At 66.5% G+C, this 22,491-nt stretch carries 22 protein-coding genes; 10 read left to right on the top strand and 12 right to left on the bottom strand.

Annotation, left to right across the window (positions count from 1 at the left end; genetic code table 11):
- Positions 1-52 precede the first annotated feature (52 nt).
- From AB6730_RS02555 to AB6730_RS02540, 4 genes are all read right to left on the bottom strand, one after another.
- A complete protein-coding gene (locus tag AB6730_RS02555; RefSeq protein WP_371022095.1) occupies positions 53-433 on the bottom strand; it encodes a tautomerase family protein in 381 nt (126 codons plus the stop codon).
- Positions 434-460: 27 nt separating this feature from the next.
- Positions 461-784 (bottom strand): H-NS family nucleoid-associated regulatory protein, encoded by a 324-nt coding sequence (locus AB6730_RS02550; RefSeq protein WP_371022094.1) that lies wholly within the window; start codon positions 782-784, stop codon positions 461-463.
- A gap of 441 nt (positions 785-1,225) precedes the next feature.
- A complete protein-coding gene (locus AB6730_RS02545) occupies positions 1,226-2,923 on the bottom strand; it encodes a proline--tRNA ligase (protein WP_371022093.1) in 1,698 nt (565 codons plus the stop codon).
- A gap of 58 nt (positions 2,924-2,981) precedes the next feature.
- Complete coding sequence (locus AB6730_RS02540; protein ID WP_371022092.1) at positions 2,982-3,398, bottom strand: DUF4124 domain-containing protein; 417 nt, start codon at positions 3,396-3,398, stop codon at positions 2,982-2,984.
- Between the two features lie 175 nt (positions 3,399-3,573).
- Here AB6730_RS02540 and pssA point away from each other — a divergent pair, with 175 nt between their 5' ends.
- The 3 genes from pssA to rimI are packed head-to-tail and all read left to right on the top strand — an operon-like array spanning position 3,574 to position 5,313.
- Positions 3,574-4,359, top strand: a complete 786-nt coding sequence (pssA, locus tag AB6730_RS02535; RefSeq protein WP_371022091.1) for a CDP-diacylglycerol--serine O-phosphatidyltransferase — start codon at positions 3,574-3,576, stop codon at positions 4,357-4,359.
- 5 nt (positions 4,360-4,364) lie between these two features.
- Entirely contained in the window at positions 4,365-4,835 is a 471-nt protein-coding gene (locus tag AB6730_RS02530; RefSeq protein WP_371022090.1) for a hypothetical protein, read from the top strand.
- Between the two features lie 4 nt (positions 4,836-4,839).
- Entirely contained in the window at positions 4,840-5,313 is a 474-nt protein-coding gene (rimI, locus tag AB6730_RS02525; RefSeq protein WP_371022089.1) for a ribosomal protein S18-alanine N-acetyltransferase, read from the top strand.
- Between the two features lie 160 nt (positions 5,314-5,473).
- Here rimI and AB6730_RS02520 read toward each other — a convergent pair whose 3' ends face one another.
- Positions 5,474-7,957, bottom strand: a complete 2,484-nt coding sequence (locus tag AB6730_RS02520) for an ABC transporter permease (protein ID WP_371022088.1) — start codon at positions 7,955-7,957, stop codon at positions 5,474-5,476.
- Positions 7,954-8,640: an ABC transporter ATP-binding protein gene (locus AB6730_RS02515; protein ID WP_371022087.1), complete on the bottom strand. Its 687-nt coding sequence runs from the start codon at positions 8,638-8,640 to the stop codon at positions 7,954-7,956. Before AB6730_RS02515 ends, AB6730_RS02520 begins: the two co-directional genes overlap by 4 nt.
- Between AB6730_RS02515 and AB6730_RS02510 the strand changes: the two genes are divergently transcribed.
- The 3 genes from AB6730_RS02510 (at position 8,639) to AB6730_RS02500 (ending at position 11,113) form a co-directional block, all read left to right on the top strand.
- Complete coding sequence (locus AB6730_RS02510; RefSeq protein WP_371022086.1) at positions 8,639-9,250, top strand: arylesterase; 612 nt, start codon at positions 8,639-8,641, stop codon at positions 9,248-9,250. The two genes, AB6730_RS02515 and AB6730_RS02510, sit on opposite strands and share 2 nt — an antisense overlap.
- A 118-nt stretch (positions 9,251-9,368) precedes the next feature.
- The gene (locus tag AB6730_RS02505) at positions 9,369-10,094 is read left to right on the top strand and encodes a response regulator transcription factor (RefSeq protein WP_306851562.1); all 726 of its coding nucleotides are present in this window, start codon (positions 9,369-9,371) and stop codon (positions 10,092-10,094) included.
- 26 nt (positions 10,095-10,120) lie between these two features.
- Positions 10,121-11,113, top strand: coding sequence for a sensor histidine kinase (locus tag AB6730_RS02500; protein WP_371022085.1), 993 nt, complete (start codon positions 10,121-10,123; stop codon positions 11,111-11,113).
- A 231-nt stretch (positions 11,114-11,344) separates the two neighbouring features.
- On the opposite strand, the gene AB6730_RS02495 is transcribed toward AB6730_RS02500, so the two are convergent.
- From AB6730_RS02495 to AB6730_RS02475, 5 genes are all read right to left on the bottom strand, one after another.
- Complete coding sequence (locus AB6730_RS02495) at positions 11,345-11,806, bottom strand: hypothetical protein (RefSeq protein ID WP_371022084.1); 462 nt, start codon at positions 11,804-11,806, stop codon at positions 11,345-11,347.
- Positions 11,803-12,987 carry a sialidase family protein gene (locus AB6730_RS02490; RefSeq protein WP_371022083.1) on the bottom strand — a complete coding sequence of 395 codons (1,185 nt, stop codon included), beginning with the start codon at positions 12,985-12,987 and terminating at the stop codon, positions 11,803-11,805. The genes AB6730_RS02495 and AB6730_RS02490 overlap by 4 nt, the downstream gene beginning before the upstream one ends.
- 2 nt (positions 12,988-12,989) lie before the next feature.
- A complete protein-coding gene (locus tag AB6730_RS02485; protein ID WP_371022082.1) occupies positions 12,990-13,571 on the bottom strand; it encodes a response regulator transcription factor in 582 nt (193 codons plus the stop codon).
- Positions 13,568-14,830: an ATP-binding protein gene (locus AB6730_RS02480; RefSeq protein WP_371022262.1), complete on the bottom strand. Its 1,263-nt coding sequence runs from the start codon at positions 14,828-14,830 to the stop codon at positions 13,568-13,570. The genes AB6730_RS02485 and AB6730_RS02480 overlap by 4 nt, the downstream gene beginning before the upstream one ends.
- A 74-nt stretch (positions 14,831-14,904) precedes the next feature.
- The gene (locus AB6730_RS02475; protein WP_371022081.1) at positions 14,905-16,440 is read right to left on the bottom strand and encodes a peptide MFS transporter; all 1,536 of its coding nucleotides are present in this window, start codon (positions 16,438-16,440) and stop codon (positions 14,905-14,907) included.
- Positions 16,441-16,736: 296 nt separating this feature from the next.
- Here AB6730_RS02475 and AB6730_RS02470 point away from each other — a divergent pair, with 296 nt between their 5' ends.
- From AB6730_RS02470 to AB6730_RS02455, 4 genes are all read left to right on the top strand, one after another.
- Positions 16,737-17,111: a diacylglycerol kinase gene (locus AB6730_RS02470; protein WP_371022080.1), complete on the top strand. Its 375-nt coding sequence runs from the start codon at positions 16,737-16,739 to the stop codon at positions 17,109-17,111.
- Between the two features lie 88 nt (positions 17,112-17,199).
- Entirely contained in the window at positions 17,200-17,823 is a 624-nt protein-coding gene (locus AB6730_RS02465; protein ID WP_371022079.1) for a LemA family protein, read from the top strand.
- On the top strand, positions 17,823-18,719 hold the full coding sequence (locus tag AB6730_RS02460) for a YgcG family protein (protein ID WP_371022078.1): 897 nt from the start codon (positions 17,823-17,825) through the stop codon (positions 18,717-18,719). Before AB6730_RS02465 ends, AB6730_RS02460 begins: the two co-directional genes overlap by 1 nt.
- Positions 18,719-19,219 carry a TPM domain-containing protein gene (locus AB6730_RS02455; RefSeq protein WP_371022077.1) on the top strand — a complete coding sequence of 167 codons (501 nt, stop codon included), beginning with the start codon at positions 18,719-18,721 and terminating at the stop codon, positions 19,217-19,219. The genes AB6730_RS02460 and AB6730_RS02455 overlap by 1 nt, the downstream gene beginning before the upstream one ends.
- Positions 19,220-19,330: 111 nt before the next feature.
- Here the strand turns inward: AB6730_RS02455 and AB6730_RS02450 are convergent, their stop codons facing one another.
- Positions 19,331-22,351 carry a carboxypeptidase regulatory-like domain-containing protein gene (locus AB6730_RS02450; RefSeq protein ID WP_371022076.1) on the bottom strand — a complete coding sequence of 1,007 codons (3,021 nt, stop codon included), beginning with the start codon at positions 22,349-22,351 and terminating at the stop codon, positions 19,331-19,333.
- Between the last annotated feature and the right edge of the window lie 140 nt (positions 22,352-22,491).

The following is a 22,491-nucleotide window of genomic DNA, read 5'->3' as shown; positions in this document are numbered from 1 at the left end:
CCGGTAGGGGTTTCCCCAATGGGGGCCCCGCAGGTCGGGGCCCCACAAGCCGTCAGCTTGCGTATTGCGCTACGCCATCGCCGAACGACCAGTTTTCCTTCTTCACCTCCACCAGGCTCACGAAGACGTCGCCAGGCTTCACGCCGGGCGACTTGCCGAGGTTCTCGGCGATGGCCTTGTACAGTGCCTTCTTCTGCTCGAGCGTACGCGTGTCGTTGAAGGTGATCTGTACGATCACGATGTCGTCGCTGCGCTCGATGCCCAGGTAATGGGCGTCGTAAACGAGGCCTTCGGTGTCATGTTCGGCGATGACCTGAAAACGGTCGTCGGCCGGTACGCCGATACCGACGAGGGCATCGTGGACGGCATTGCCCAGGGCGGTACGGTAAGCGGCATCCTTGCCGCGACGCAGATCGATTCGGACGAGAGGCATGTGCGGCTCCTGGCGGTGAACGCGGGGTTAGACCAGCAGGTCCTTTTCCTTCTTGCCGGCCTTCAGCGCTTCGTTGAACCAATTCGGACGCTTGCCACGACCCGACCAGGTCTGGGTGGGGTCGGCGGGATTGCGATACTTGGCGGCTACGGTGGTACCGGCACGCTTCGACTTGGGCGCGCGTGCGCCGAATACGTCGTCGAAGGTGAAACCTTCAGCCTTGATGAGCGCGTTGATTTTCTCGCGCAACTTGCTGACCTTTTCCTTGCGCAGTTCGTTCTGGCGAACCTGTGCCTTGGTGATCAACTCGTTGAGCTGGTTGTGATTGAGGCTCTTGATATCGACGGCCATGGGCATCTCCGGGTTATTGCAGGATTAAGGGTTTCGCATTGGGCCATTGGCCCTTCTTGATAATGCGAACGCCGGAATTGTGACCCAATTGGCGAGATAATGGCAGTGCGACGAGGGATGTGTCGGCTAATAGGAAGCGATTATCGGATTAGCCTTACAGCGGTGAACACATATCGATCCGTGGAACTGCTCAAAGGTGGGAACTGCTCAGGGTGGGACCTGCTTCGGTGGGAGCCGACCTTGTCGGCGATCCCGCGGTAGCGGGCCGGGTTGCAGCAAGCCCCCATCGCCGCTGAAGCGGCTCCCACAACAGCATCGGGTGGACCGATCTGGAATAAACCTGGTGGGAGCCGACTTTGTCGGCGATCCCGCGGCAGCGGGCCAGGTCGAGGCAAGCACCCATCGCCGACAGGGTCGGCTCCCACCGAAGCCGGTCCTATCTCAACCTAGCAGGGCGATCAGTTCTTCGCGGGTGACATTGCGGGCTTCGCTGTCGGTGCGCGCGCGGTATTCGAAGGTACCGGCTTCCAGGCCGCGGCCGCTCACCACCACCCGGTGCGGTACGCCGATGAGTTCCATGTCGGCGAACATCGAGCCCGGGCGCAGGCCGCGGTCGTCGAGGACGGTTTCGATGCCGGCCTGCGACAGTTGCTGGTAGATCGATTCGGCGGCTTCCGTGACGGTCGCGTCGTTCTTCGGGTTGATCACGCAGACGACCACGCGCCAGGGCGCCATGGCCTCGGGCAAGATCATGCCTGCGTCGTCGTGGCGCTGCTCGATGGCGGCGGCCACGATGCGGCTGACGCCGATGCCGTAGCAGCCCATGTACATCGTGCGCATCTTGCCCTGCTCGTCGAGTACGCCGGCGCCCATGGACTCGGCGTACTTCTGGCCGAGCTGGAAGATATGGCCGACCTCGATGCCACGGCCGAGGCGGATCGTGCCCTTGCCATCCGGCGAGGCATCGCCATCGACGACCTTGCGGAGGTCGGCGACACGGTTGATCCGCGCATCGCGCTGCCAGTTGGCGCCGGTGTAATGCGTGCCGTCCTGGTTGCCGCCGCAAACGAAGTCGGCGAGTACGGCCGCGCTGCGGTCGACGATGACCGGGATCGACTCGGGCAGCCCCACCGGGCCGATGAAGCCGGGACGCGTGCCGGTGGCGGCGATGATTTCCGCTTCGCTGGCCAGTTCGGATTCGTCCGGGAGTTCGGGAAGGTGGGCGGCCTTCACCTCGTTGAGTTCGTGGTCGCCGCGCACGCACAGGGCGACGAGTCCTTCGCGGCCGCGGACCAGGATGGTCTTCACCACCTGCGACGCGGGGACGCCGAGAAAGGCCGTGATTTCCCCGACCGTGCGCTCCTTCGGCGTATCGACACGGGTGAGTTCCGCCGATGGCGCGGGACGCTCGGTGGAAGGCGCGACGGCTTCGGCCAGCTCGATGTTGGCCGCGTAGCTGGAGGCGTCCGAGAAGGCGAGGGCGTCCTCGCCCGAATCGGCGAGCACCTGGAATTCGTGGCTGGCACTGCCGCCGATCGCGCCCGTGTCGGCGTCCACCGCGCGGAATTCGAGGCCGAGGCGGGTGAATATGCGCGAGTACGCCTCGTACATCACCTTATAGGTTTCGCCGAGCGATTCCTGGGTCAGGTGGAAGGAATAGGCATCCTTCATGAGGAACTCGCGCGCGCGCATCACGCCGAAACGCGGGCGGATCTCGTCGCGGAACTTGGTCTGGATCTGGAAGAAATTGAGTGGAAGCTGCTTGTAGCTCTTCAGCTCGTTACGCGCGAAGTCGGTGATGACCTCTTCGTGCGTGGGGCCGTAGCAGAACTCCTGTTCCTTGCGGTCCTTGATCTTCAGCAGCTGGCCGCCGAACTTTTCCCAACGGCCGGTCTCTTCCCAGAGTTCGCGCGGCTGCACGGAGGGCATCAGCATCTCGACGGCGCCCGCGCGGACCATTTCCTCGCGGACGACCTTTTCCACCTTGCGCAGCACGCGCAGGCCCAGCGGCGACCAGGTGTACAGGCCCGAGGCGAGCTTGCGGATCATGCCCGCGCGAAGCATCAGCTGGTGGCTGACGACTTCCGCGTCGGCGGGGACTTCCTTGACGGTGGCGAGGTGGAACTGGCTGAGGCGCATCTGCAAGCGATCCCGACGGCAAAGCCAGGATTATAGGGGTTTCCAGCGTGCCGCCGCTTCAGCCCTGGCAGTAAAGCGTCATCTGCGCCTGGGCGGTCTTGATCTGGCTCTGCCGCGTGGCGTCGTCGACCTGCTTCACGCCACCCTTGCCGTCGTCCATGGTGACGACCTTCTCGTTGTTGAGGATGTCGAGGTTCTTACGCAACTGGTCGCAGAGCTTCTGCCGGTTGGCCGGCGTGTCGTCTGCACTGGCCGGCGCCTTCGTTCCGCTCGCGGCGGCCGTCGCGCTCGCCGCCGGAGCGGGGGCAGGAGCCTCGGCGGTGCCCGAGGTCTTGATCTTCTCGTATTTCATGCCGCCCGGCGGGGGCGCGTCGGCGTAATGGGTGACGCCCTGGGCGTCCTTCCACTTGTAGGCCTGGGCCAGGGCCAGGGGGCAGACCGACACGAGGAGTGCGAGAGCTAGGCAACGGCGCATGTGGGTTTCCGGCTGGCTGGATGAGTGGCGCAAACAAGTATCACCCGGCGTGGGGGTGCGCAAGCGACGTGGGTCGCGGTTCCCGTCAACGGCCCCGGGACGCCCCTCCGCCGGTGCCGGACTGACGCTTCACGGCGCCTGGGATACACTGTCCGCCCATGTCACGGAATGGCCCATGAGCGATCCGATCCAAGCCCGGGGGCCGCGTCACCGCGGTATCTACCTGCTTCCGAACCTGTTCACGACGGGCGCCATGTTCGCCGGTTTCTACGCGATCGTGTCCGCGATCAACGGGCACTACGGCGTGGCAGCCCTGGCCGTCTTCGTGGCGGGCATCCTCGACGGCATGGATGGCCGCGTGGCGCGCATGACCAATTCGCAGAGCGAGTTCGGCGTGCAGTACGACTCCCTCTCCGACCTGGTCAGCTTCGGCCTCGCGCCCGCGCTGGTCATGTACACGTGGGCGTTGTCGTCGCTGGTGGCCTACGGTCCCGTCTGGGGCAAGATCGGCTGGGCAGCGGCCTTCATCTACGCGGTCTGCGCCGCTTTGCGCCTGGCCCGTTTCAACACCCAGGTCGGCGTTGCCGACAAGCGCTATTTCCAGGGCCTGGCCAGCCCCGCCGCCGCCGGGCTGTGCATGTCCTTCGTCTGGACGATGGAAAAGTTCGACATTCCCGGCCCGTCCGTGGCGTTCTTCGCCATGCCGCTGGCGGTGGTCGCCGGGCTGCTCATGGTCAGCAACGTGCGGTACTACAGCTTCAAGGCCTGGCCCAAGGGTGATCGCGTGCCCTTCATCTGGCTGATCGCCGCGGTGCTGATCGTGGTGCTGCTGTTGATCGACACGGCCCGCGTGCTGTTCGCCGTGGCGGTGATCTACACCGTTTCCGGTCCCGTGATGACGCTGTGGGGCCGTGCCGCGCATCGCCGGCGCACGCGCCGCCACGCCAAGGCGTCGGAGTAAGCGCGATGTCCGCCATGCCCGAACGCCGCGAACGCCTGCTCAAGGTGATGGGCGTGACGCCCTGGCGCCTGCGGCTCGGCGGGGCATCGTCCGGATCGGCCGGCCAGCCCGCGAACGACGGGCCGGCGCCGGCAGGAGACCGCGTGTCCTGCGTGGTGATCCTTCCGGCCGGGGCGAGCGGACGTGAATTGGACCTGCTGGGCCGAGCGTTGCGCGCCTTCGGTCCGGTGACGGCACGCGCCGCACGGCTCGAAGTGGGTGAACGCGGGTTGGGCGACGTGCCCGCGGCGTCGGCGTATCTCGTCTTCGGAGAGGCGCAGGCCCGTGCCCTGGGTCACGACCTTCCTGCTGCGGTGATGAGCGCGGCGCACATCGTGCTGGTGGATACACCGGCGGCGATCGTCACCGATCCGGCCGCGAAGCGCCGGCTCTGGAATGGCTTGCGCGCCCTTGGACGTGCCCTGCGCGGAGCCTGAACCCATGGTCGCCGTGGCTCGCCCCTCCACCGAAGTACGCGCGATGCGCCGCGAAGATCTCGACGCCGTCGTGGCGATCGAGCACGCGTCATACGAATTTCCCTGGAGCGCGGGCATCTTCCGCGACTGCATGCAGGCGGGACACAACTGCTGGGTGATCGTCCATGAGGGCGACATCGCTGGCTACGGCATCCTTTCCGTGGCGGCGGGCGAAGCCCATGTGTTGAATGTCTGCATCGCCGCCGCCCATCGCGGTCTCGGTTACGGGCGGCGGATGATGCGCCGGCTGATCGACCTCGCCCGCTGGTATGGCGCCGAGCGGATCTTCCTCGAGGTGCGGCCGTCGAATCCCGTGGCGAAGGACCTGTACGATTCGCTGGGTTTCGCCGAGATCGGGAGGCGTCCTTCGTATTACCCGGCGAGGGGTGGGCGTGAGGATGCGATCGTGATGGCGTTGGACATGTTGTCTGGGGAATGAGGTGACCGGGGAGGATGAGGTAGCCGGGATCGCGGCCCAGGCCGCTTCCCACCCCTCTCCCGCAACATCGCCTACCGTCCAACATCGCCTACCGTCGGGTGGGAAGCGGCCTGGGCCGCGATCCCGCTCACCTCATTCCCACCAAACCCTCCCTCTCGACTCACCCCTCCCGCAACAACGCCATCGGCGAGGTGCGCAACACTTTCCGCGTGCCGAACAGGCCGATCGCCATCACGACGAGTGCGGCAAGCGCCGCCGCGCCGACGAGCGGCCATATCGGCGGTACGAAATTTTCGATGCGGAAGACGGCGTTGCCGAGCCACAGGCCGGCGCCTGTCGCGCCGAGCGCGGCGGTGAGGCCGGCGACCAGGCCGAGCAAGGCGAACTCGCACGCCGCCGCCGCGCGCAGTTGGGCGCGCGTCGCGCCCAGCGTGCGCAGGAGCGCGGCTTCCTTGCGCCGCTCCTGCGCGCTGGCCGCGAGCGCCGCGGCGAGCACGAGCGCGCCGGCGAGCAGGCTGAAGCCGAGGACCCAGCGCACGGCGCCGCCCACGCGATCCACGATCTCGCGCACGCGGTCGAGCAGGGCGTCGACGTCGATCAGGCTCAGGTTCCCGAAGTCGCGGGAAACCTTCGCCAGCTGGTCGGCATGGCCGCGCGGGAGGTAGAAGCTCGTGAGCCACGTATGTGGAAGCGTGTCCGCGTGCGCGGGATCGAGCATGAGGAAGAAGTTCACCCTGAACGAACTCCAGTCGACCTTGCGCACGCTGCTCACCTTCGCGTCGATCGTGCCTTCGCCGACCTCGAAGCTGAGCGTGTCGCCGATCTTCAACTGGTAGCGGTCGCGCCACGACGTGTCGACGGATACTTCCGCCTGCGCGGGCGAGGGTCCTGCCCACGTGCCTTGCACGACTTCATTGGACGGCGGCAATGCGGCGGCCCACGAAAGGCGTAGCTGGCGGTCCGCCGATTCCTTCGCGTCCTCGTTGGTGAAGGCGATGCTGTCGACGGGCTTGCCGTTGATCGCGGTGAGCTTGCCCACGGCGAGTGGCATCATGTTCGTGCGTGACGCTCCCATGCCCTCCAGCGCCCGCGCGAAGGCGTCGCGCTGGTCGTCCTGCAGGTTGAGCGCGAACCAGTTGGGCGTATCGACGGGAAGCTCGCGCCGCCAGCCTTCCAGCAGCGAGGGTGCGATCACCGCGAGCAATAGCAGGGCGCAGAGCCCCAGCGAGAGTGCCGTGGCCTGCACGAGGGAGAGGCCGCGGCGGCGGGCCAGTGCCGCGAGCCCGAGGCGCAGGGCGGGGTGCGCACCGGGCGCCACGCGCCGCGCGATCACCAGCAGCAGCGCCGAAAGCAGCGCGGCGACGACGGCCACGCCGGCGAGGGTGGCGGCGAGGATGCCCGCCAGCTTCGCCGAATCGCTCTGCACCCAGACCAGCAGCACGGCCGTGACCAGCGGCACGAGGTAGAGCGCATCGAAGCGGCGCACGCGGCGCTGCATCGATTCGCGGAACACCGCGACCGGGGGCACCTCGGCCAGCCGAACCAGCGGTGGCAGCGCGAAGCCGGCGAGCACCGCCAGACCCATCGCCGCGGCCGCGAACGCGGGTCCGAGCGGAAGGGTGGTGGGGATGTTGTCGAACAGCTGGCGCGCGAAGTACCACGCGCCCTGGGCGAGACCCAGCGCGATCGCCATGCCGAGGGCGGCGGCGGGCAACGCGAGCGCCGCCAGCGTCGTCACGAGCAGCGCGGCGATGCGCCGCCTCGGGGTGCCCAGGGCGCGTAGCAGGGCGACCTCGCCGGCCTTGCGCCGCGCATACCGCGCCGAGGCGAGGGCGATGGCCACGCCGGCCAGCAATGCCGAAAGCAGGGCGGTGAGGCGCAGGAAAGCGCTGGCACGGTCGAACGCCGTGCGCATGCGCTCCTGCATCTTTTCCGGCGTGATGAGGTCGGCGCCCGCAGGCAAGGCGCTTCCTTCGAGGCGGGTCCGCCACGCCGCGACGGCGGCCGGCGGGCCGGAGACCAGCAGGCGATGCCGCGCGCGGCTGCCCACCGAGAGCAGCCCCGCCTCGCTGGCGTCGTCCAGGTTCATCAACGCGCGCGGGGCGAGTGCGAAGAGTTCGCCGCCGTCGGGCTGGCGAAGGAGTTCGGCGGCGACGGTGAGGTCGCGTCCGCCGACCTGGATCGCCTGTCCGGCGCGTATCCCGAGGCCGACCATGGCGCGATGGTCGAGGAAGACCTGGCCGCGCGCGGGACCGTGCGCGACGCGATCGCGCCCGTCCGCCCCGCGCACTTCCAGCGTGCCGCGCAGGGGGTAGGCCCCGTCGGTGGCGAGCACGTCGAGCAACTGGCTGCGTTCGCCGACGAAGGCCACGCTGCGGAACGACGCGCCACGCGTCGCGGCCAGTCCATCGGTCCGCGCCGACCGCAGCATCGGCTCGGGCAAGGGCGCGGGTGCGGACACACCGAGATCGCCACCGATCAGTTCGGCCGCGCTGGCTAGGATGCCGCGTTCGATCCGGGTAGAGAGTGTCGCCACCACGCCCAGGGCGATGACCGCCAGGACCAGCGAGGCCGCCAGGGTGCGGAGCTCCACCAGGTGCCATTCACGCCGCAGCGTGCGCAGGGCCAGCCGGAAGACGTTCACGCGGGCACCCCGAGGCGGCCTTCGTGCAATTCCGCGGAGCGAGCGCAGCGGGCTGCCAGGCGCGCGTCGTGGGTGACGAGGATGAGCGTGGTGGCATGTTGCCGGTTCATTTCGAAGAGCAGGTCGCCGATATGTTCGCCGGTGTGCTGGTCGAGGTTGCCGGTGGGTTCGTCGGCGAACAGGATGCGCGGACGGTGGACGAAGGCGCGGGCCAGGGCGACGCGTTGCTGTTCGCCGCCGGACAGCTGGGCCGGGTAGTGCCGGCGCCGTGCGCCCAGGCCGACCGACTCCAATGCCGCGTGGGCACGCTCGCGTGCGCGGTTGTCACCCTCCAGTTCCAGGGGGAGCATCACGTTTTCCTCGGCCGTCAGCGCCGGGAGCAGGTGGAACGACTGGAAGACGAAGCCGACCAGGCGCCGCCGGATCGCCGCGCGGGCCTCCTCGTCGATGCTTTCCAGCGGCTGGCCGTCGAGGCGGATGCTGCCGGCGCTGGGAACATCCAGGCCGGCCAGCAGTCCGAGCAGGGTCGTCTTGCCCGACCCGGATGCCCCCACGATGGCGAAGCTCTCGCCCTCCGCGACGCGCAGGTTCACCCCCGAGAGGATGTCCAGCTGGCCCTCCGGGCCGAAAACCGACTTGCTAACATCCGCTACTTCGAGAAGAACACGGGAAGAATCGCTCATGCGTCGTTGCCTGGTCCTGTTGCTGTTCGTCTGGTGCGCCATCGCCTCCGCGGCGGATACGCCGCGCAAGGTGCTGGTGCTCGGGGACTCGTTGTCGGCGGCGCACAACATCCCGGTGGAGGCCGGCTGGGTGCGTTTGCTGGACGCGCGCACTTCGAAGATGGCGACGCCATGGGCGATGGTCAATGCCAGCATCAGTGGGGAAACGTCCCTGAGCGGGCGCAATCGGCTGCCCGGGCTGCTGGAGAAGCAGCGGCCGGGGGTGGTCGTGATCGAGTTGGGTGCGAATGACGGCCTGCAAGGCCTCCCCTTGGGCAAGCTCGCCGACAACCTCGATGCGATGATCGGCGCAGCCACGCGCGCGGGAGCGAAGGTGCTCCTCCTCGGCATCGAATTACCGGTGAACTACGGTCCCCAATACCGCGACGGGTTGCGCAAGGTCTACATCGACGCGGCGAAGAAACACGGCGTGGCGCTGGTGCCATTCCTGCTCGACGGCGTGGCCCTGGACCCGGCCCTCATGCAGGACGATGGACTGCACCCGACCGCTGCCGGCGAGCCTCGCGTCGCCGAGAATGTATGGAAGGCGCTAAGCCCGATGCTCCGCTAGACGACGCGGTCTCCACGTTGCGTTACCCACAATGAATCCTTGTTTTCGGTCTTCACGCTGTTCTCACCGGTCCGACCGTTAACTCTTCACATTTGTGAATCACCAGAGGAGTGGAGCGATGAGCAACGACGTACAGGCGGGTCTGATCCTTCTCGTCGAGGACAATCGCCAGATCGCCGAGATGGTCGGTGAGTTCCTCGAACGCAGGGGATATTCCGTCGACTATGCCGCCGATGGCGTCAGTGGCCTGCATCTGGCGGTTTCCAACAGCTATGACGTCATCGTGCTGGATCTCATGCTGCCGGGCATGGACGGCCTGGATGTTTGCCGCAAGCTGCGCAAGGACGGCAAGAAGTCCACGCCGGTGCTGATGCTCACGGCGCGCGACACGCTCGAAGACAAGCTGGTGGGCCTCGAGGCCGGCGCCGACGACTACCTCGTGAAACCCTTCGAGGTACGCGAACTGGAAGCGCGCCTGCGTGCCCTGATCCGGCGCGACCGTCGTCAGGTCTCGTCCGAGGTCCTCAACGTGGGCGACATGACCCTCGACACGGCCACCTTGCGTCTCACCCGCGGTGGCCAGGAACTCACCGTTTCGCCGATCGGTCTGAAGCTTCTCGCCATCCTCATGCGCGAATCCCCGCGGGTCGTAAGCCGCCGCGATATCGAACGGGAGATCTGGGGCGACACGCTGCCCGATTCCGACACGCTGCGCTCGCACCTGTACAACCTGCGCCGCGTGATCGACAAGCCGTTCGACCGGCCGTTGCTGCACACGATCCACTCCGCGGGGTACCGGCTGGCCGACCTCGATTCCGAAGTCGCCGCGTCGCAGACGGCATGAAGCGGGGGCGGGTTCGGAACTGATCGATGGAAGGCAGGGCACCGCAGGGGACCAGGCGCCGGCGCGGATCGTTCCGCGCACGTGTCGCGATCGTCTTCGCATTGCAGACGGCCGTCGTCGTCATCGCGTCGTTGATGGCGGCGAACAACGTCGCGCCCATCGGTGCGGCGATCGCGATCATGCTTTGTTCCGGGGGACTCGCCTGGCTCGCGGTGTCGCGGGAATGGATTCCCGTGGCGGCGCTGGCGCGCCTGCTGGAAGGCTGGGACCCCGACCGTCCCGACATGGAAGGCCTGGATCGCGAGAACGGGAGGCGTGCCGATGGTGACGTCTCGTCGCTGATCCATGGGCTGCATGGGCTCGCCGCGCGTATCGAGGGCTTCGGCGAGCGCGAGCGCAACTTCACCCGGGACGCCAGCCACGAGTTGCGCAGCCCTCTCACCGTCATCAAGATGTCTTCCGACATGCTTGCCGACGAGACCGAGCTTTCGGATTTCGGGCATCGTTCGCTGGAGCGCATTCGCCGCTCCACGCGCGAACTGGAAGCGCTGGTCGAGGCTTTCCTCATCCTCTCGCGCGAGTCCGACCAGGGCCTCGCGGAAGAAGACTTCGTGGTGAACAATGTGTTGCGCCAGGAAGTGGATTACGCGCGCGAACTGATCGCGGGACGTCCGGTGGAGCTGATCCTCGACGAACCGGCGAGTTTCGCGTTGCATGCTTCGCCGCGCGTCTTCGCGGTGCTTTGCGGCCAGTTGATCCGTCATGCCTTGCAGCAGACCGACCAGGGCACGATCGTCGTCACCGTGATGCCCGGCAGCGTAAGCGTGATCAACCCCGCGCTCGATACGCCCGAAGCCGGCAGCCGCCGGCACGCGTCGGTGGACCGGCATGGATTCGACCTGGCGATCGCGCGACGGCTGTCGGATCGGTTCCAGTGGCCGCTGGAGTTGCGCTCCTTGCCCGGCGCCAGCCGCATCGCCAGCGTGCGGTTTCCGCATCCGCAGCCGGTGGAGGCCTGAGGCCAGGCCGTATCGCCGACAGGGTCGGCTCCCACCAGGGTGAGGCGAGCACCCATCGCCGACAAAGTCGGCTCCCACTAGGGCGAGGCGAGCACCCATCGCCGACAGCGTCGGCTCCCACCGGGTTAGCCGTGATCGGGTGGGAAGCCGGCTAGCCGGCGATGCTCTTTGCCCTGGCCGGTGAGGCTCTTCGCTCTGGTGGGAGCCGACCCTGTCGGCGATGGGTTTGCCTCAATCCACCAGCGTCGCGATACGCCCCGCATCCAACGCCCCACTCACCGCCTCACGCGTCCCATCCGCCTTGATCGCCAGCGTGCGCGGCGTTTCCCCTCCCCATGTCGGATCGATGAGGAAATTGAGCCGCTCCGGCGTCGCATCCGCATAGGCTCGCGACGGCACGGCATCGAGCTTCGCCGCCTTCAACCGTGCCTCCAGCGCTTCCTTTTCGCCGATGGGATCGGTGGCGACGAAGACCAGTTCCACATCCGCATGGCTGCGTTGGAACGCAAGCAGCGCCGTGAGGTTCTCTTCGCAGTAGGCGCAATCCAGCGACCATAGCGCCACGATGCGCACGCCCCTGCCAGGTGGGGCGATGAGCGCCTTCGTATCGGCTGGGGTCAACACGGTGGGTTCGGCGGCGGATGTCGCCGCCGCGGCGAACAGGCAGATGAATGCGGTGAGCCAGTACTTCATAGCAGTTCCGTCGGCACCAGCCGGAAGTGCCCGTCGGGATTCCAGCCGACGAAGGCGCGGTGTCGCCATAGCAGCAGTTTCGGCCAACCCGACCCGCCATCGACATGGGCGATGGCGCGCGCCTCCGTGAAAGTCGTGCCGCCATCGGACGACTCGCGCAGCATCAGTTCCAGCCCCTTCGCCGACACCTGGTGGTAGGCGATCCACACGTGCTTCCCATCCACCGCGATATCGGCGTGGGAGGCCCCCGCTGCCGCGACCGTGGCGAGATGCGTGGGCTTGTCGCCGGGATGCAGCTGGCCGTACCAGATCGTCGCCTTGCCATCGGCTGCGCTGAACCAGACGGCGTGGCGCGTTCCCGCCGCATCGATCGCGAGCGAGGGGCCGTGGTGCGGGCAGCCTTCGATATGCCACTGGGTGAAGGTGGCACGTTCCACCTTCGGCATGTCCTTGCCGACGGAGAGGTTGGCGAAGGCATGGTCGCGGATGTTGTCACCGTAGATCGCGCGGAAGAACGCTTCGATCGTGCCATCAGGCGCACGCGCCAGGGCGATCCGGCAGCACTCGCAACTTTCGTCGACGATCTTGCGCTCGTGCGCGAACGTGGCGCCGCGGTCGTTCGACCAGCTGTAATACGTAGCGGCGCCCAGATAGGGCTTGCCGCTCGCCTTGGCCGCTTCGACATCGCGCTTGTCGATCCAGGCGACGACCACGTTGCCCTTGCCGTCGACGGCCAGCGAATCGAAGCGATGAGTGATCTCGGCGCGATCGGCATGCACCGTCATCGGCGCGTCGAAGTGCGCGCCGCCGTCGAGGGATCGCGAAAAGCGTACGAACCCCGTCCACGGAAGCTTGCGTGGCTGCGACCAGCTGACGTAAAGCTCGCCCTTGGGACCCAGGGCGATCTTCGGCCGGTTCTCTCCCTCGGCGTAGATCGGTTCGCCGGTGGGATTGACGATGGTGGACATGGCGAAGCTTCGGCCCATGTCATCGGATCGCCGCGCGCGGACATGCTCACCGACGGTGTCGACGACCCAGAGATGGCCCGTCGCATCGAACGTCGCATCGAACCCCAAGGGCGCCTCGTGGCCCATCGCCATGCCGGCCATGCCGTCGTGCGTCTGCGCCATGCTCGCGCAGGAAAAAATCGAAGCGAATACGAGGGCGAGGAACGGGCGCATGCTCAATGCTCGTCGGGACGTTCGCGCACCGGATGCTTGCTGAGCTTGCGCTGCAGCGTGCGGCGGTGCATGCCGAGACGACGTGCCGTTTCGGAGATGTTGCCTTCGCATTCGGTCAGGACGCGCTGGATGTGTTCCCACTCGAGCCGGCGCAGCGGCAACGGGGCATCGGGTGCGTCGACCAGGTCGTCGAGGTCGGCCGGACCGGCATCGCCGTCGAGCAGGGCACGGACCACGGCGTCCGCATCCACCGGCTTCGCGAGGTAATCGTGCGCACCGCGCTTGATGGCCTCCACGGCGGTGGCGATCGACGCGTAGCCGGTGAGCAGCAGCACGCGCATGTCCGGCACCAGCGACTGCAACTCCGGGATGAGGCGCAACCCGTTCTCGTCGCCGAGTTTCAGGTCGAGCACGCAGTACCGCGGCTGGTGACGGCGGGCGAGGGCCCGCGCATCGTCGGCGTTGTCGCAGCTGATCACGTCGAATCCGCGCGAGGTGAGGGCGCGGCCTAGTACCCGGGCGAAGGTGGCGTCGTCATCGACGATCAGCAGCGGGCGCCCGCCGGGTGGAGCGAGGTCGTTCATGCATGGTCTCCAATGACCGGAAGGGGCAGGCGCAGGCGCATTTGTGCGCCGTGGCCGGTATTGCTCGCGGAGAGTTCGCCATCGAGGCGTTCGGCGGTGGCTTCGGCCAAGGCGAGGCCGATGCCGAGACCGGTCGCTTTCTGCGACAGCCCGAGCGTTCCCATCTCGTCGAATTCGTCGAAGCCCGGGCCCTCGTCGGTGACCACCAGCTCGAGCCACGGCCCGACGATGCCGACCCCGAGGGTGACGGCGGTGCTTTCGTTCAGCGCGGACGCATCGGCGGCATTGTTGAGCAGGTTGATCAGGGCGTGACGCAATCCCGGCGGCGAACGGAGCGGGATACGACCGGCGCCGGGTTCGAGCTGGAGGGACACGTCGGCCTCGGGCCTGAGCAACTGGAAGCGCTCCAGGCAGCCGTGGACGAACTCGTCCAGGGTGACCTTCTCGGGTACCTGCGACAGCTGCGCCTGGCCGAAGGCGACCATCTCGCGGAGGATCGTACGGCAGCGTTCGACCTGGCCCTGGAGCAGGTCGAGGTCCTCGCCCAGGGCGTTGTCGGTGGCGTGCTCGCGGCGTATCTCCGGCAGGAGCGTGCGCATCGTCGACAGCGGCGTGTTCAGTTCGTGCGCGGCGCCGGCCGCCTGCGTGGCGATGGCCAGGATGCCCTCGTCGCGCAACGCGCGCTCGCGTACGCGCTGGACTTCACCCTGCTGCACGCGGATCGCCTTGGCGAGGTTGCTGATGAAGACGCCGAGCAGGATCGCCATGATGACGAAGTTGACCCCCATGCCCGCGACGTACAGGTCGAAGTCCAGGCTCTTGTCGCCAAGCGTCGGCAGCGGCAAGTGGTAGGGCACGAGCAGCACGTAGGCGACGCCGGTGAGGATCGCCACGAGCGACACACCGGCGATCGACAGCGCCGCCGCCGACAACGCGATCGGCACCAGCAAGAGGGTGACGAAGGGGTTCGCCGCGCCCCCGGTGAAATAGAGCAGGTAGCCGAGGACCAGGGTATCGGCGGCGATATGCACGATGGCCTCGCCCTCGCTGACCTTCCACGGCATCCCCAACCGGAACGACGCCGCCGCGGCGAACACCGCGAGCACGCACACGCCGATCATCAGCGGCAGGAGGGGGATATCCAGCTTGAGCAGGGTGACGCAGGAAAGGATCGCCACGCTCTGGCCGGCGATGGCGCAAAGACGGAGCCAGGCGAGCGTGCGCGCGAGCGCGAAGGGACCGGAGCGGGACGATGGCATGCGCAGATTGTCGCTCACGGTAAGTCTCTTCGTGGCGAAAGGGCCGCTCCGCGAGGGAGCGGCCCTTCACCGCGTCACAGGTCTTCGTTATGTACGGGCGGCACCGGCGGCACGTTGGCCAGTGCGTGGTTCAGCGACAGCTTCTTCATCAACGGCAGCATGGCCACGGCGATGGCGGTGCAGGCCAGGCCCACGAAGCCGAGCTTGTTGAACAGGCTGGTGTAGATCGTCAGCGACTCGAGCGGGTTCGTGATGTTGTCCGGGATCGCGGCGTAGTTGGCGACGACGCTGCCCATGTACTGCGAAACGCCGGACGCCACGTAGTAGGCACCCATCATGAAGCCGCCCATGCGCGCCGGCACGTAGCGGGCGATCATGGCCAGGCCGAGGCCGCTCACCAGCACTTCGCCCAGCGAATACAGGCCATAGCCCCAGACCATGTACCACGACGAGATGGCGCCATTGATGGCGGTGGTCGCACCCAGCCCGTACATGAAGAAGCCGGCGGCGACGGCGGCGAAACCGAGCGCGAACTTCGCCGCGACCGGGAAGTCCTTGCCGTGCTTGCCCAGGGAGTTGTAGATCCAGACCAGGATTGGCGAGAGGATGACGATCCAGATCGCGTTGAGCGACTGGAACTGTTCCGGAATCCAGCGGAACAGCTGGAAGCCGAACAGGTTGAAGTCGAGGTCGACGTTGCGCTGGGCGAACAGGTTCAGCGAGGTCGACATCTGCTGGTAGAAAATGAAGAAGAAGATCGTCTGCACCGTCAGCACCAGCGCGGCGATGAGCCCGGCGCGTTCGCCCGGTTCGCTGGAGCGGATCAGATGCACGAAGATGCCGAGGATCACGATGCCGGCGGCGTAGACGCAGGCCTCCGCCACGCCCTGGTTCTGCAGGATGTACGCCGAGGCGGCGATGATGACCAGGCCTCCCACGATCACGCCGAGCACGTTCTTCAGTACCGGCGGCCGCTCGTCGCAGTCCGAGCCGATGTGGGCCAGGGTACGGCGCATGAAGAAGTAGTTGACCAGGCCGAGGATCAGGCCGATCGAGCAGACGCCGAAGGCGGTGTGCCAGCCCAGCGCATCGCCGTAGTGCGCGCCGACATAGTCACGGATCCACGGGGTGAGCAGCATCGAGATCGTCGAGCCGATGTTCACCGCCATGTAGTAGATGGTGAACGCGCTGTCGATGCGGACTTCGTCGCCCTCGTAGATCTTGCGCACGAGGTTGCCGGCGTTGGGCTTGAACAGGCCGTTGCCGAGGATGATCACGCCCAGGGCGAGATACAGGAAATAGGTGTTGTTGGTCGGTATCCAGAGCAGGGCGTAACCGAACATCAGGACCACGGCGCCGGAGAGCATCGTGCGGCGCGTGCCGAGGAACTTGTCGCCGATCCAGCCGCCGATGGCCGGCGTGGCGTAGATCAGGGCGGAAGCCGCACCCCAGACGAGGTTGGCGTCGACGTCGGCGAAGCCGAGCTTCTTCACCATGTAGGTGACCATCAGCACCTGCATGCCGTAGAAGCCGAATCGCTCCCACATCTCGATGAGGAAGACCGTGCTGAAGGACTTGGTCTGTGAAACGGGCGGGTTCTGGATGGCCATGTATTTTCCGGACACATTGGAAACAGCGAACCGGGCTTTCGCCCGGTTCCCATCGCCGTGACCCTGAACGGATCACAACCGTTCAAGCGTAATACAAATGGTCCGCCCGGTTGTGCTGCGGCGCCAGAGGGGCGCGTCGATTCGCCACGGCCACCTGCCATAAGCCGGACCCAAGGTGGCCTGTGGCATGATACCGGGCTATTCCAGCCGCCAAACCCGAGCCAATGCCGCAGCGCACGCAAAATCCTGTCGTCCGGACCCCGCGTCCGGCCCTGTCCCGGGTGGCCTGACCGCCCATGGCAACGACGGAGCGGCGTGGGCCGCGGCAGATCTATGCGGCGTTCCTGTGGTCCATGAAGGGCCTGAAGGCGGCTTTCCGGCACGAAGCCTCGTTCCGGCTTGAGGTTTTTCTCGCCATCGTGGTCGTCCCGCTCGGCCTCTGGCTGGGCCAGGGAGCGGTCGAGAAGATCATCCTCATCACCTTTCCGGTCCTGGTCCTCTCGGCCGAGTTGCTCAATTCGGCGATCGAGGCGGTGGTGGACAAGGTCAGCCCGGAATTCCACGAGTTGGCCGGCCGGGCCAAGGACATGGGTTCCGCCGCGGTTTTCCTGCTGCTGACCATGGTCGTGGTGACCTGGGGCCTGATCCTCGGTCCTCGATTCCTGGGCTGAGGCCGGCGGCCCCTTTGCGGCCCCGGTCGTCCGCAAGCGCGGGCTTTAGGGTAAGTTGTTGCGGGCACACTCCAAGGAACCGTCCGCCATGAAGACACTCGTCCGCGCTTTCGCCCTCGTACTTATCGCCGGGTTCCTTTCCGGCTGCGGCTACAACGCCATCCAGCGCGAGGACGAGGGGGTCAAGGCCGCCTGGTCCGAAGTGCTGAACCAGTACCAGCGCCGCGCCGACCTGGTGCCCAACCTGGTCAATACCGTGAAGGGCTACGCCCAGCACGAGGAGCGCGTGCTCACCGAGGTGACCAATGCCCGCGCCAAGGTCGGCCAGACCCAGATCACCCCCGAACTGCTCAACGATCCGGAGGCGCTGGCCAAGTTCCAGGCCGCCCAGGGCCAGCTGACCAGCGCGCTCTCGCGCCTGATGGTCGTGAGCGAGAACTACCCGCAGCTCAAGGCGGATGGCTCCTTCCGCGACCTGCAGGCCCAGCTGGAAGGCACGGAAAACCGCATCACGGTCGCGCGTAACCGTTATGTCGCCGCCGTGCAGTCGTACAACACGCTGATCCGCTCGTTCCCGAACAACCTGACCGCCAAGGTCATGGGTTACCAGGTGAAGCCGAACTTCAGCGTCGAGAACGAGAAGGCCATCTCGACCGCGCCGACCGTCGATTTCGGCAGCAATCCGGCCCCGGCTTCCTCGGCCGGCCACTGATGCGCCGTTTCGCGGCGGGGCTGCTGTTCGCCATCGCCCTGCTGGTGCCGCCCATGGCGGCACTGGCGGACGACGCCGTCGTGCCGAAGCTCACCCGCCACGTCACCGACCTCACCGGCACCCTGACGCCCCAGCAGGTCGACCAGCTGGATGCCCGGCTGGTCGCGCTGGAGAAGGCGAAGGGATCGCAGGTGGTGGTCGTGATGGTGCCGACCATCCAGCCCGACGACCTCGAGGGCTATTCGCTCAAGGTCGCGGAGACGAACAAGGTGGGCCGCGAAGGGCCGGACGATGGCGTGCTGCTCCTGCTGGCAAAGAACGACCGGCGAGTTCGCATCGAAGTCGGCTATGGCCTGGAAGGTGCGCTGCCCGACGCCATCGCCTCGCGGATTATTCGCGAGTACATGGCGCCGAAGCTGCGCGCCAACGACTATTACGGCGGTATCGACGAGGCGCTGAATGCGATCACCCAGATCGTGCAAGGCGAAGCGCTGCCCGCGCCGGTCGCTCCCGATGAAAGCCACGAGAAGCGGCGTGGTGGCGGAAGCGGACTGCTCCTGCCGCTCATCTTCGGCGTGATCTTCCTGCGCGGCATCCTCGGTCGAGCTCCCCTGGGCGTGCGCATGCCGCTGGGTGGGGCGATCACGGGCGGCCTCGGCTGGCTGTTCCTGCATTCCATCCTCGGCGGCGTGCTCGGCCTCGTCGCCGGGGCCGTCCTGATGGCCATTCCCTTTGGCGCCGGCCGTTCGATCGGCGGTGGTGGCTGGGGTGGATTCGGCGGCGGCGGTTTTGGTGGTGGTGGATTCGGCGGCGGTGGATTCGGCGGTGGCGGCGGTGGCGGCTTCAGCGGAGGCGGCGGCAGTTTCGGTGGCGGCGGCGCGTCGGGGAGTTGGTGATGGACATGCAACGTATCGCGGCCAACCTGTTCGGAGCGTGGTTCCAGATCGGGCGGCATTTCCCGCCGGCGACGCTCGACACCATCGCAAAAACGGTGGCGGCCGGCGAGGACAGGCACCGTGGTGAACTGCGCGTGGCGATCGAATCGCGCCTGCCGTTCTCGTCGGTCGCCGCGGGCGTCACCGCACGCGATCGCGCGGCGATGTTGTTTTCCCATCTGCGCGTCTGGGATACCGACGACAACTGCGGCGTGCTGCTTTATGTGCTGCTCGCCGAACACCGCATCGAGATCGTCGCCGATCGCGGTATCGCGAAGGTGGTGACGCCGGCCGAGTGGGAAGCGATCACCACGCACATGCGCGATGAATTTATCCAGGGACGCTTCCGCGAAGGCTTGCAAACCGGGGTATCCGAGGCGGGTGACCTGCTGGCACGGCACTTCCCCGGCGACGGCAAGCCACGCGAGAACCAACTGCCGGACCGTCCCCTGGTTCTCTGAAGCCAAGCGGCTCCCACAGAGGCTCCTACAGGGGTGAGGCGACAAAAAAAGGGCCGCCCGAATGGGCGGCCCTTTTCGCGTTCGCGTCGCCGGGGCGACGCTCGGCGGGTCTTACAGGCTGAAGTCGTACTGCACCATCAGACGCAGGTAGCGCGGCGTCTGGTAGTACGTCGGCACGCGGTAGGTCGTGCTGTAGTACGTCTGGTCCGCACCGTTCTCGGCGATTTCGCTGATCGCGGTGGGCTTGTCGTTGTTGAACAGGTTGATCAGGTCGAGCTGAACGGTCAGGCCCTTGGCGTAAGCCGGGGTGTAGACGACGTTCGGGCTGACCGACCAGGTCCACGGCAGGCGCTTGGCACGGCCACGACCCGAGATCTTGCCTTCACAGTAGAAGAACTCGGAGTTGTAGCTCGGGATGCCACCAACCGTCTCGTCACCGCCGCCGAAGCAGCTGGTCGGACGACCCGATTCGAGCAAGCCGTTCACACCGACCGACCATTCCGGCGTGATCTTGTAGCCGCCGTAGATCTTGAAGCTGTGGCGACGGTCGTTCGGCAGGTAGCCGGTCGCGCCGACCATCAGTTCCGGATAGTCGAACGCACTGGTGGTGCCGGTGTCGTCCTGGCCGTTGTCCGACTTCACGAGGCCTTCGGTGTTGCCGCGGTTCTTCGACCAGGTGTACGACGCATTGACGTACCACTTGTCGGTCGCCTTCTCGGCCGAGAGCGTGACGGCTTCGTACGTGCGCTTGGCCTTCTCGCCGAACGCGGTGCCCGGGATGGACACGTTGCGCAGGACGCCGCTGCCATCGAGGTCGACGTCGATGTTGACCTTGCTGCCCGGGTTGTAGATGAAGCAGCCCGGCATGGTCGACGGCGGGGTGAACTGGTCGCCATTGGCGTCCATGTCCAGGCCGATCGACTTGCCATAGGCGTAGAACGGACGCCAGTCGCAGGTATCGTCGATGGCGTTGTTGAGCTTGCGGTACGTCGCCTTCGCGCCGACGACCCAGTCGTTGAGGAACTCGTTGTCGCTGGTGATGCGATGCTGGAAGCCGAGGATGAATTCATCCTGCGAGTACGGCTTGAGGTCCTTGGTCGCGACCGAGCGCGGGTCCGGCGTGCTGCCGTTCTCGCCGTTCACGATGGACTGGCCGCTGAGCGGCGCGCCCAGGGTCGGGACGCCCGTGACCGGATCGATCGACGAGTACGAGAAGTTCTGGATCGTGTAGTACGAGGCGGTCGCGGCGCGCAGGGCGACGTTCGCGGCGATCGGCAGCGAGTAGCGGCCGGCCGTACCGAAGATCTTCGTGGTGGAGTCGCCGAACAGGTCCCACGAGAAGCCGAGGCGCGGCTGCCAGATGTTGCCCTGGCGGACGAAGTTCTCGGCGGCGCCGTTCTTGTTGTTGAACGAGTCGTTGCGCACGCCGATGTAGGCGAGGAACTTGTCGGTCACCTGCCAGTTGTCCTGCAGGTACCAGGACTTCTGGTCGATCGCGACCGAACCGCCCGTGCGGTAGTTGTACTGCGACACGTAATCGGTGCCCGCGGCGTTCGTGCGGTAGTAGTACAGCGCGCCACCGGCGTAGCTCTGGCCGGAGTCGGACTTCCACTTCTCACGCGAGTAACCACCGGCGATGTCGTGGTCGCCGATCTTCCAGTCGAGGTCGACGCGGTAGGCCGTGCGCTGGTCTTCGCCGTTGAAACGGTCGATGGTGCTGGCCAGGTAGCACGAATGGACCGGGTCGGTCACGCCGCTGAGCGTGCTGGAGCGACGGTCGATCACGTACGGGCAACCGGAGTTGGCGCCGTTGATGTCACCGTTGTACTTGGTGACGGTGCCGTCCGCGCTGACATAGTCCGAAGAGTTCTTGCTCTTCATCTTGCCCCACTGGGCGGACAGGGTCAGGTCGTCGGTGAGATAGCTGGTGTACTTGAAGATGTTGACGTCGCCGCCGGTCTTCACATGGCGACGGCCGAGGTAATCGTCGGTGAAGGGCTTGCCTTCGCCGTCGATCTCGGAGTTGTAGTAACGATTCGTCGTGTGCTTGGTGTTGTTCATCCCCGTCCACTCGAGGATGTTCGAATCGTTGATGTTCCAGTCCAGCTTGATCAGGTAGAACGGATCGCTGTACGTGTTGCGCTGCGCGGCGGCCGAGCTGGTGGCGCCCGGATAGGCGGTCTCGGTTTCGCGGTGCGACTGGAAGATGCCGTAGAAGAACAGCTTGTCCTTCACCAGCGCGCCACCGAGCCACGCCGAATAGACGTTGTCGTTGTCGTTGTTCTTCTGGTAGGTGCGGTAGAGGTTGCCGTCCTTGGTGTGCGTGGTCGGCTGCTGCTCACGGCCCCAGGCCGGGGTGTAGACCCAGCTCGCGCCACCCTTCCACTCGTTGGTGCCGCGCTTGGTGATGACCGAGGTCACGCCGCCGGTGGAGAAACCGTACTGCGCGCCATAGCCGCCGGTCTGCACGTCGAGCTGCTGGATGGCCTGGAACGGCACTTCCGAGAACGACAGGTTGTTGTAGAGGTTGGTGACGTTGAAGCCGTTGACGTAGTAGCTGTTCTCGGCGACCGAGGCGCCACCGAACGACGGCAGGTTGCCGAAGGCGGAATCGCCCTTGACCGTGCCCGGGGTGAGCGCGGCGACGTCGACGACGTTGCGCGGCACGGGCAGGCTGTTGAGCTGGTCGGCGGTGAAGCTGGTGCGCGACTCGACGGAAGCGACGTCGATCGCGGCGAGGGCGTTGGCCGACACGGTGACGGTGTCGAGCGCCTGCGCGCTGGCGTCGGACGTGGCCGGCGCGGCGAAGTTCACCTGTGCGGACTGGCCGGCGACGATGTTGATGTCGCGGGTGGAGACGGTCTGGCCGTTCTGCTGCACGTTGATGCGGTAGCTGCCGATCGGCAGCGACGAGGCGCGGTAGCGGCCGTCTTCGCCGACGGTGACGGTGCGCGAGGCGCCCGAGCCGAGGTTCTGGATCTGGATGGTCTGCGAAGCGGCGGCGCTGCCGTAGAGGTCGCCGACGGTGCTCTGCGCATAGGCGGTGCCGGCCAGCAGGCAGGCGCCAAGTGCCGAGACGAGCGCAGTGCGCTTGAACACGCGAGAGCGCGCGAACAGGGTGGTGCTTGTCATGAGGTCAAAGTCTCCCTGGCCCTGCTTTGCGGCAAGGCTGAACAGCTTGTGTTAGCGCCGCTAGCGGCACTCGTTTGTGGGGTGAATCCGGGTCTGGGGTGTGGGGACACCCACGTCGCGCCAACCCAATAGCGCGAAGC

The organism is Luteibacter sp. RCC_6_2 (genome assembly GCF_041360655.1).
Classification (GTDB): domain Bacteria; phylum Pseudomonadota; class Gammaproteobacteria; order Xanthomonadales; family Rhodanobacteraceae; genus Luteibacter.
This window is presented reverse-complemented; position numbering and strand designations above follow the sequence as displayed.

Excerpts from the sequence above, each read along its gene's own strand:
- AB6730_RS02555 (WP_371022095.1), bottom strand. The coding sequence starts at position 433 with ATGCCTCTCGTCCGAATCGATCTGCGTCGCGGCAAGGATGCCGCTTAC.
- AB6730_RS02550 (WP_371022094.1), bottom strand. The coding sequence starts at position 784 with ATGGCCGTCGATATCAAGAGCCTCAATCACAACCAGCTCAACGAGTTG.
- AB6730_RS02545 (WP_371022093.1), bottom strand. The coding sequence starts at position 2,923 with ATGCGCCTCAGCCAGTTCCACCTCGCCACCGTCAAGGAAGTCCCCGCC.
- AB6730_RS02540 (WP_371022092.1), bottom strand. The coding sequence starts at position 3,398 with ATGCGCCGTTGCCTAGCTCTCGCACTCCTCGTGTCGGTCTGCCCCCTG.
- pssA (WP_371022091.1), top strand. The coding sequence starts at position 3,574 with ATGAGCGATCCGATCCAAGCCCGGGGGCCGCGTCACCGCGGTATCTAC.
- AB6730_RS02530 (WP_371022090.1), top strand. The coding sequence starts at position 4,365 with ATGTCCGCCATGCCCGAACGCCGCGAACGCCTGCTCAAGGTGATGGGC.
- rimI (WP_371022089.1), top strand. The coding sequence starts at position 4,840 with ATGGTCGCCGTGGCTCGCCCCTCCACCGAAGTACGCGCGATGCGCCGC.
- AB6730_RS02510 (WP_371022086.1), top strand. The coding sequence starts at position 8,639 with ATGCGTCGTTGCCTGGTCCTGTTGCTGTTCGTCTGGTGCGCCATCGCC.
- AB6730_RS02515 (WP_371022087.1), bottom strand. The coding sequence starts at position 8,640 with ATGAGCGATTCTTCCCGTGTTCTTCTCGAAGTAGCGGATGTTAGCAAG.
- AB6730_RS02505 (WP_306851562.1), top strand. The coding sequence starts at position 9,369 with ATGAGCAACGACGTACAGGCGGGTCTGATCCTTCTCGTCGAGGACAAT.
- AB6730_RS02500 (WP_371022085.1), top strand. The coding sequence starts at position 10,121 with ATGGAAGGCAGGGCACCGCAGGGGACCAGGCGCCGGCGCGGATCGTTC.
- AB6730_RS02495 (WP_371022084.1), bottom strand. The coding sequence starts at position 11,806 with ATGAAGTACTGGCTCACCGCATTCATCTGCCTGTTCGCCGCGGCGGCG.
- AB6730_RS02490 (WP_371022083.1), bottom strand. The coding sequence starts at position 12,987 with ATGCGCCCGTTCCTCGCCCTCGTATTCGCTTCGATTTTTTCCTGCGCG.
- AB6730_RS02485 (WP_371022082.1), bottom strand. The coding sequence starts at position 13,571 with ATGAACGACCTCGCTCCACCCGGCGGGCGCCCGCTGCTGATCGTCGAT.
- AB6730_RS02480 (WP_371022262.1), bottom strand. The coding sequence starts at position 14,830 with ATGCCATCGTCCCGCTCCGGTCCCTTCGCGCTCGCGCGCACGCTCGCC.
- AB6730_RS02475 (WP_371022081.1), bottom strand. The coding sequence starts at position 16,440 with ATGGCCATCCAGAACCCGCCCGTTTCACAGACCAAGTCCTTCAGCACG.
- AB6730_RS02470 (WP_371022080.1), top strand. The coding sequence starts at position 16,737 with ATGGCAACGACGGAGCGGCGTGGGCCGCGGCAGATCTATGCGGCGTTC.
- AB6730_RS02465 (WP_371022079.1), top strand. The coding sequence starts at position 17,200 with ATGAAGACACTCGTCCGCGCTTTCGCCCTCGTACTTATCGCCGGGTTC.
- AB6730_RS02460 (WP_371022078.1), top strand. The coding sequence starts at position 17,823 with ATGCGCCGTTTCGCGGCGGGGCTGCTGTTCGCCATCGCCCTGCTGGTG.
- AB6730_RS02455 (WP_371022077.1), top strand. The coding sequence starts at position 18,719 with ATGGACATGCAACGTATCGCGGCCAACCTGTTCGGAGCGTGGTTCCAG.
- AB6730_RS02450 (WP_371022076.1), bottom strand. The coding sequence starts at position 22,351 with ATGACAAGCACCACCCTGTTCGCGCGCTCTCGCGTGTTCAAGCGCACT.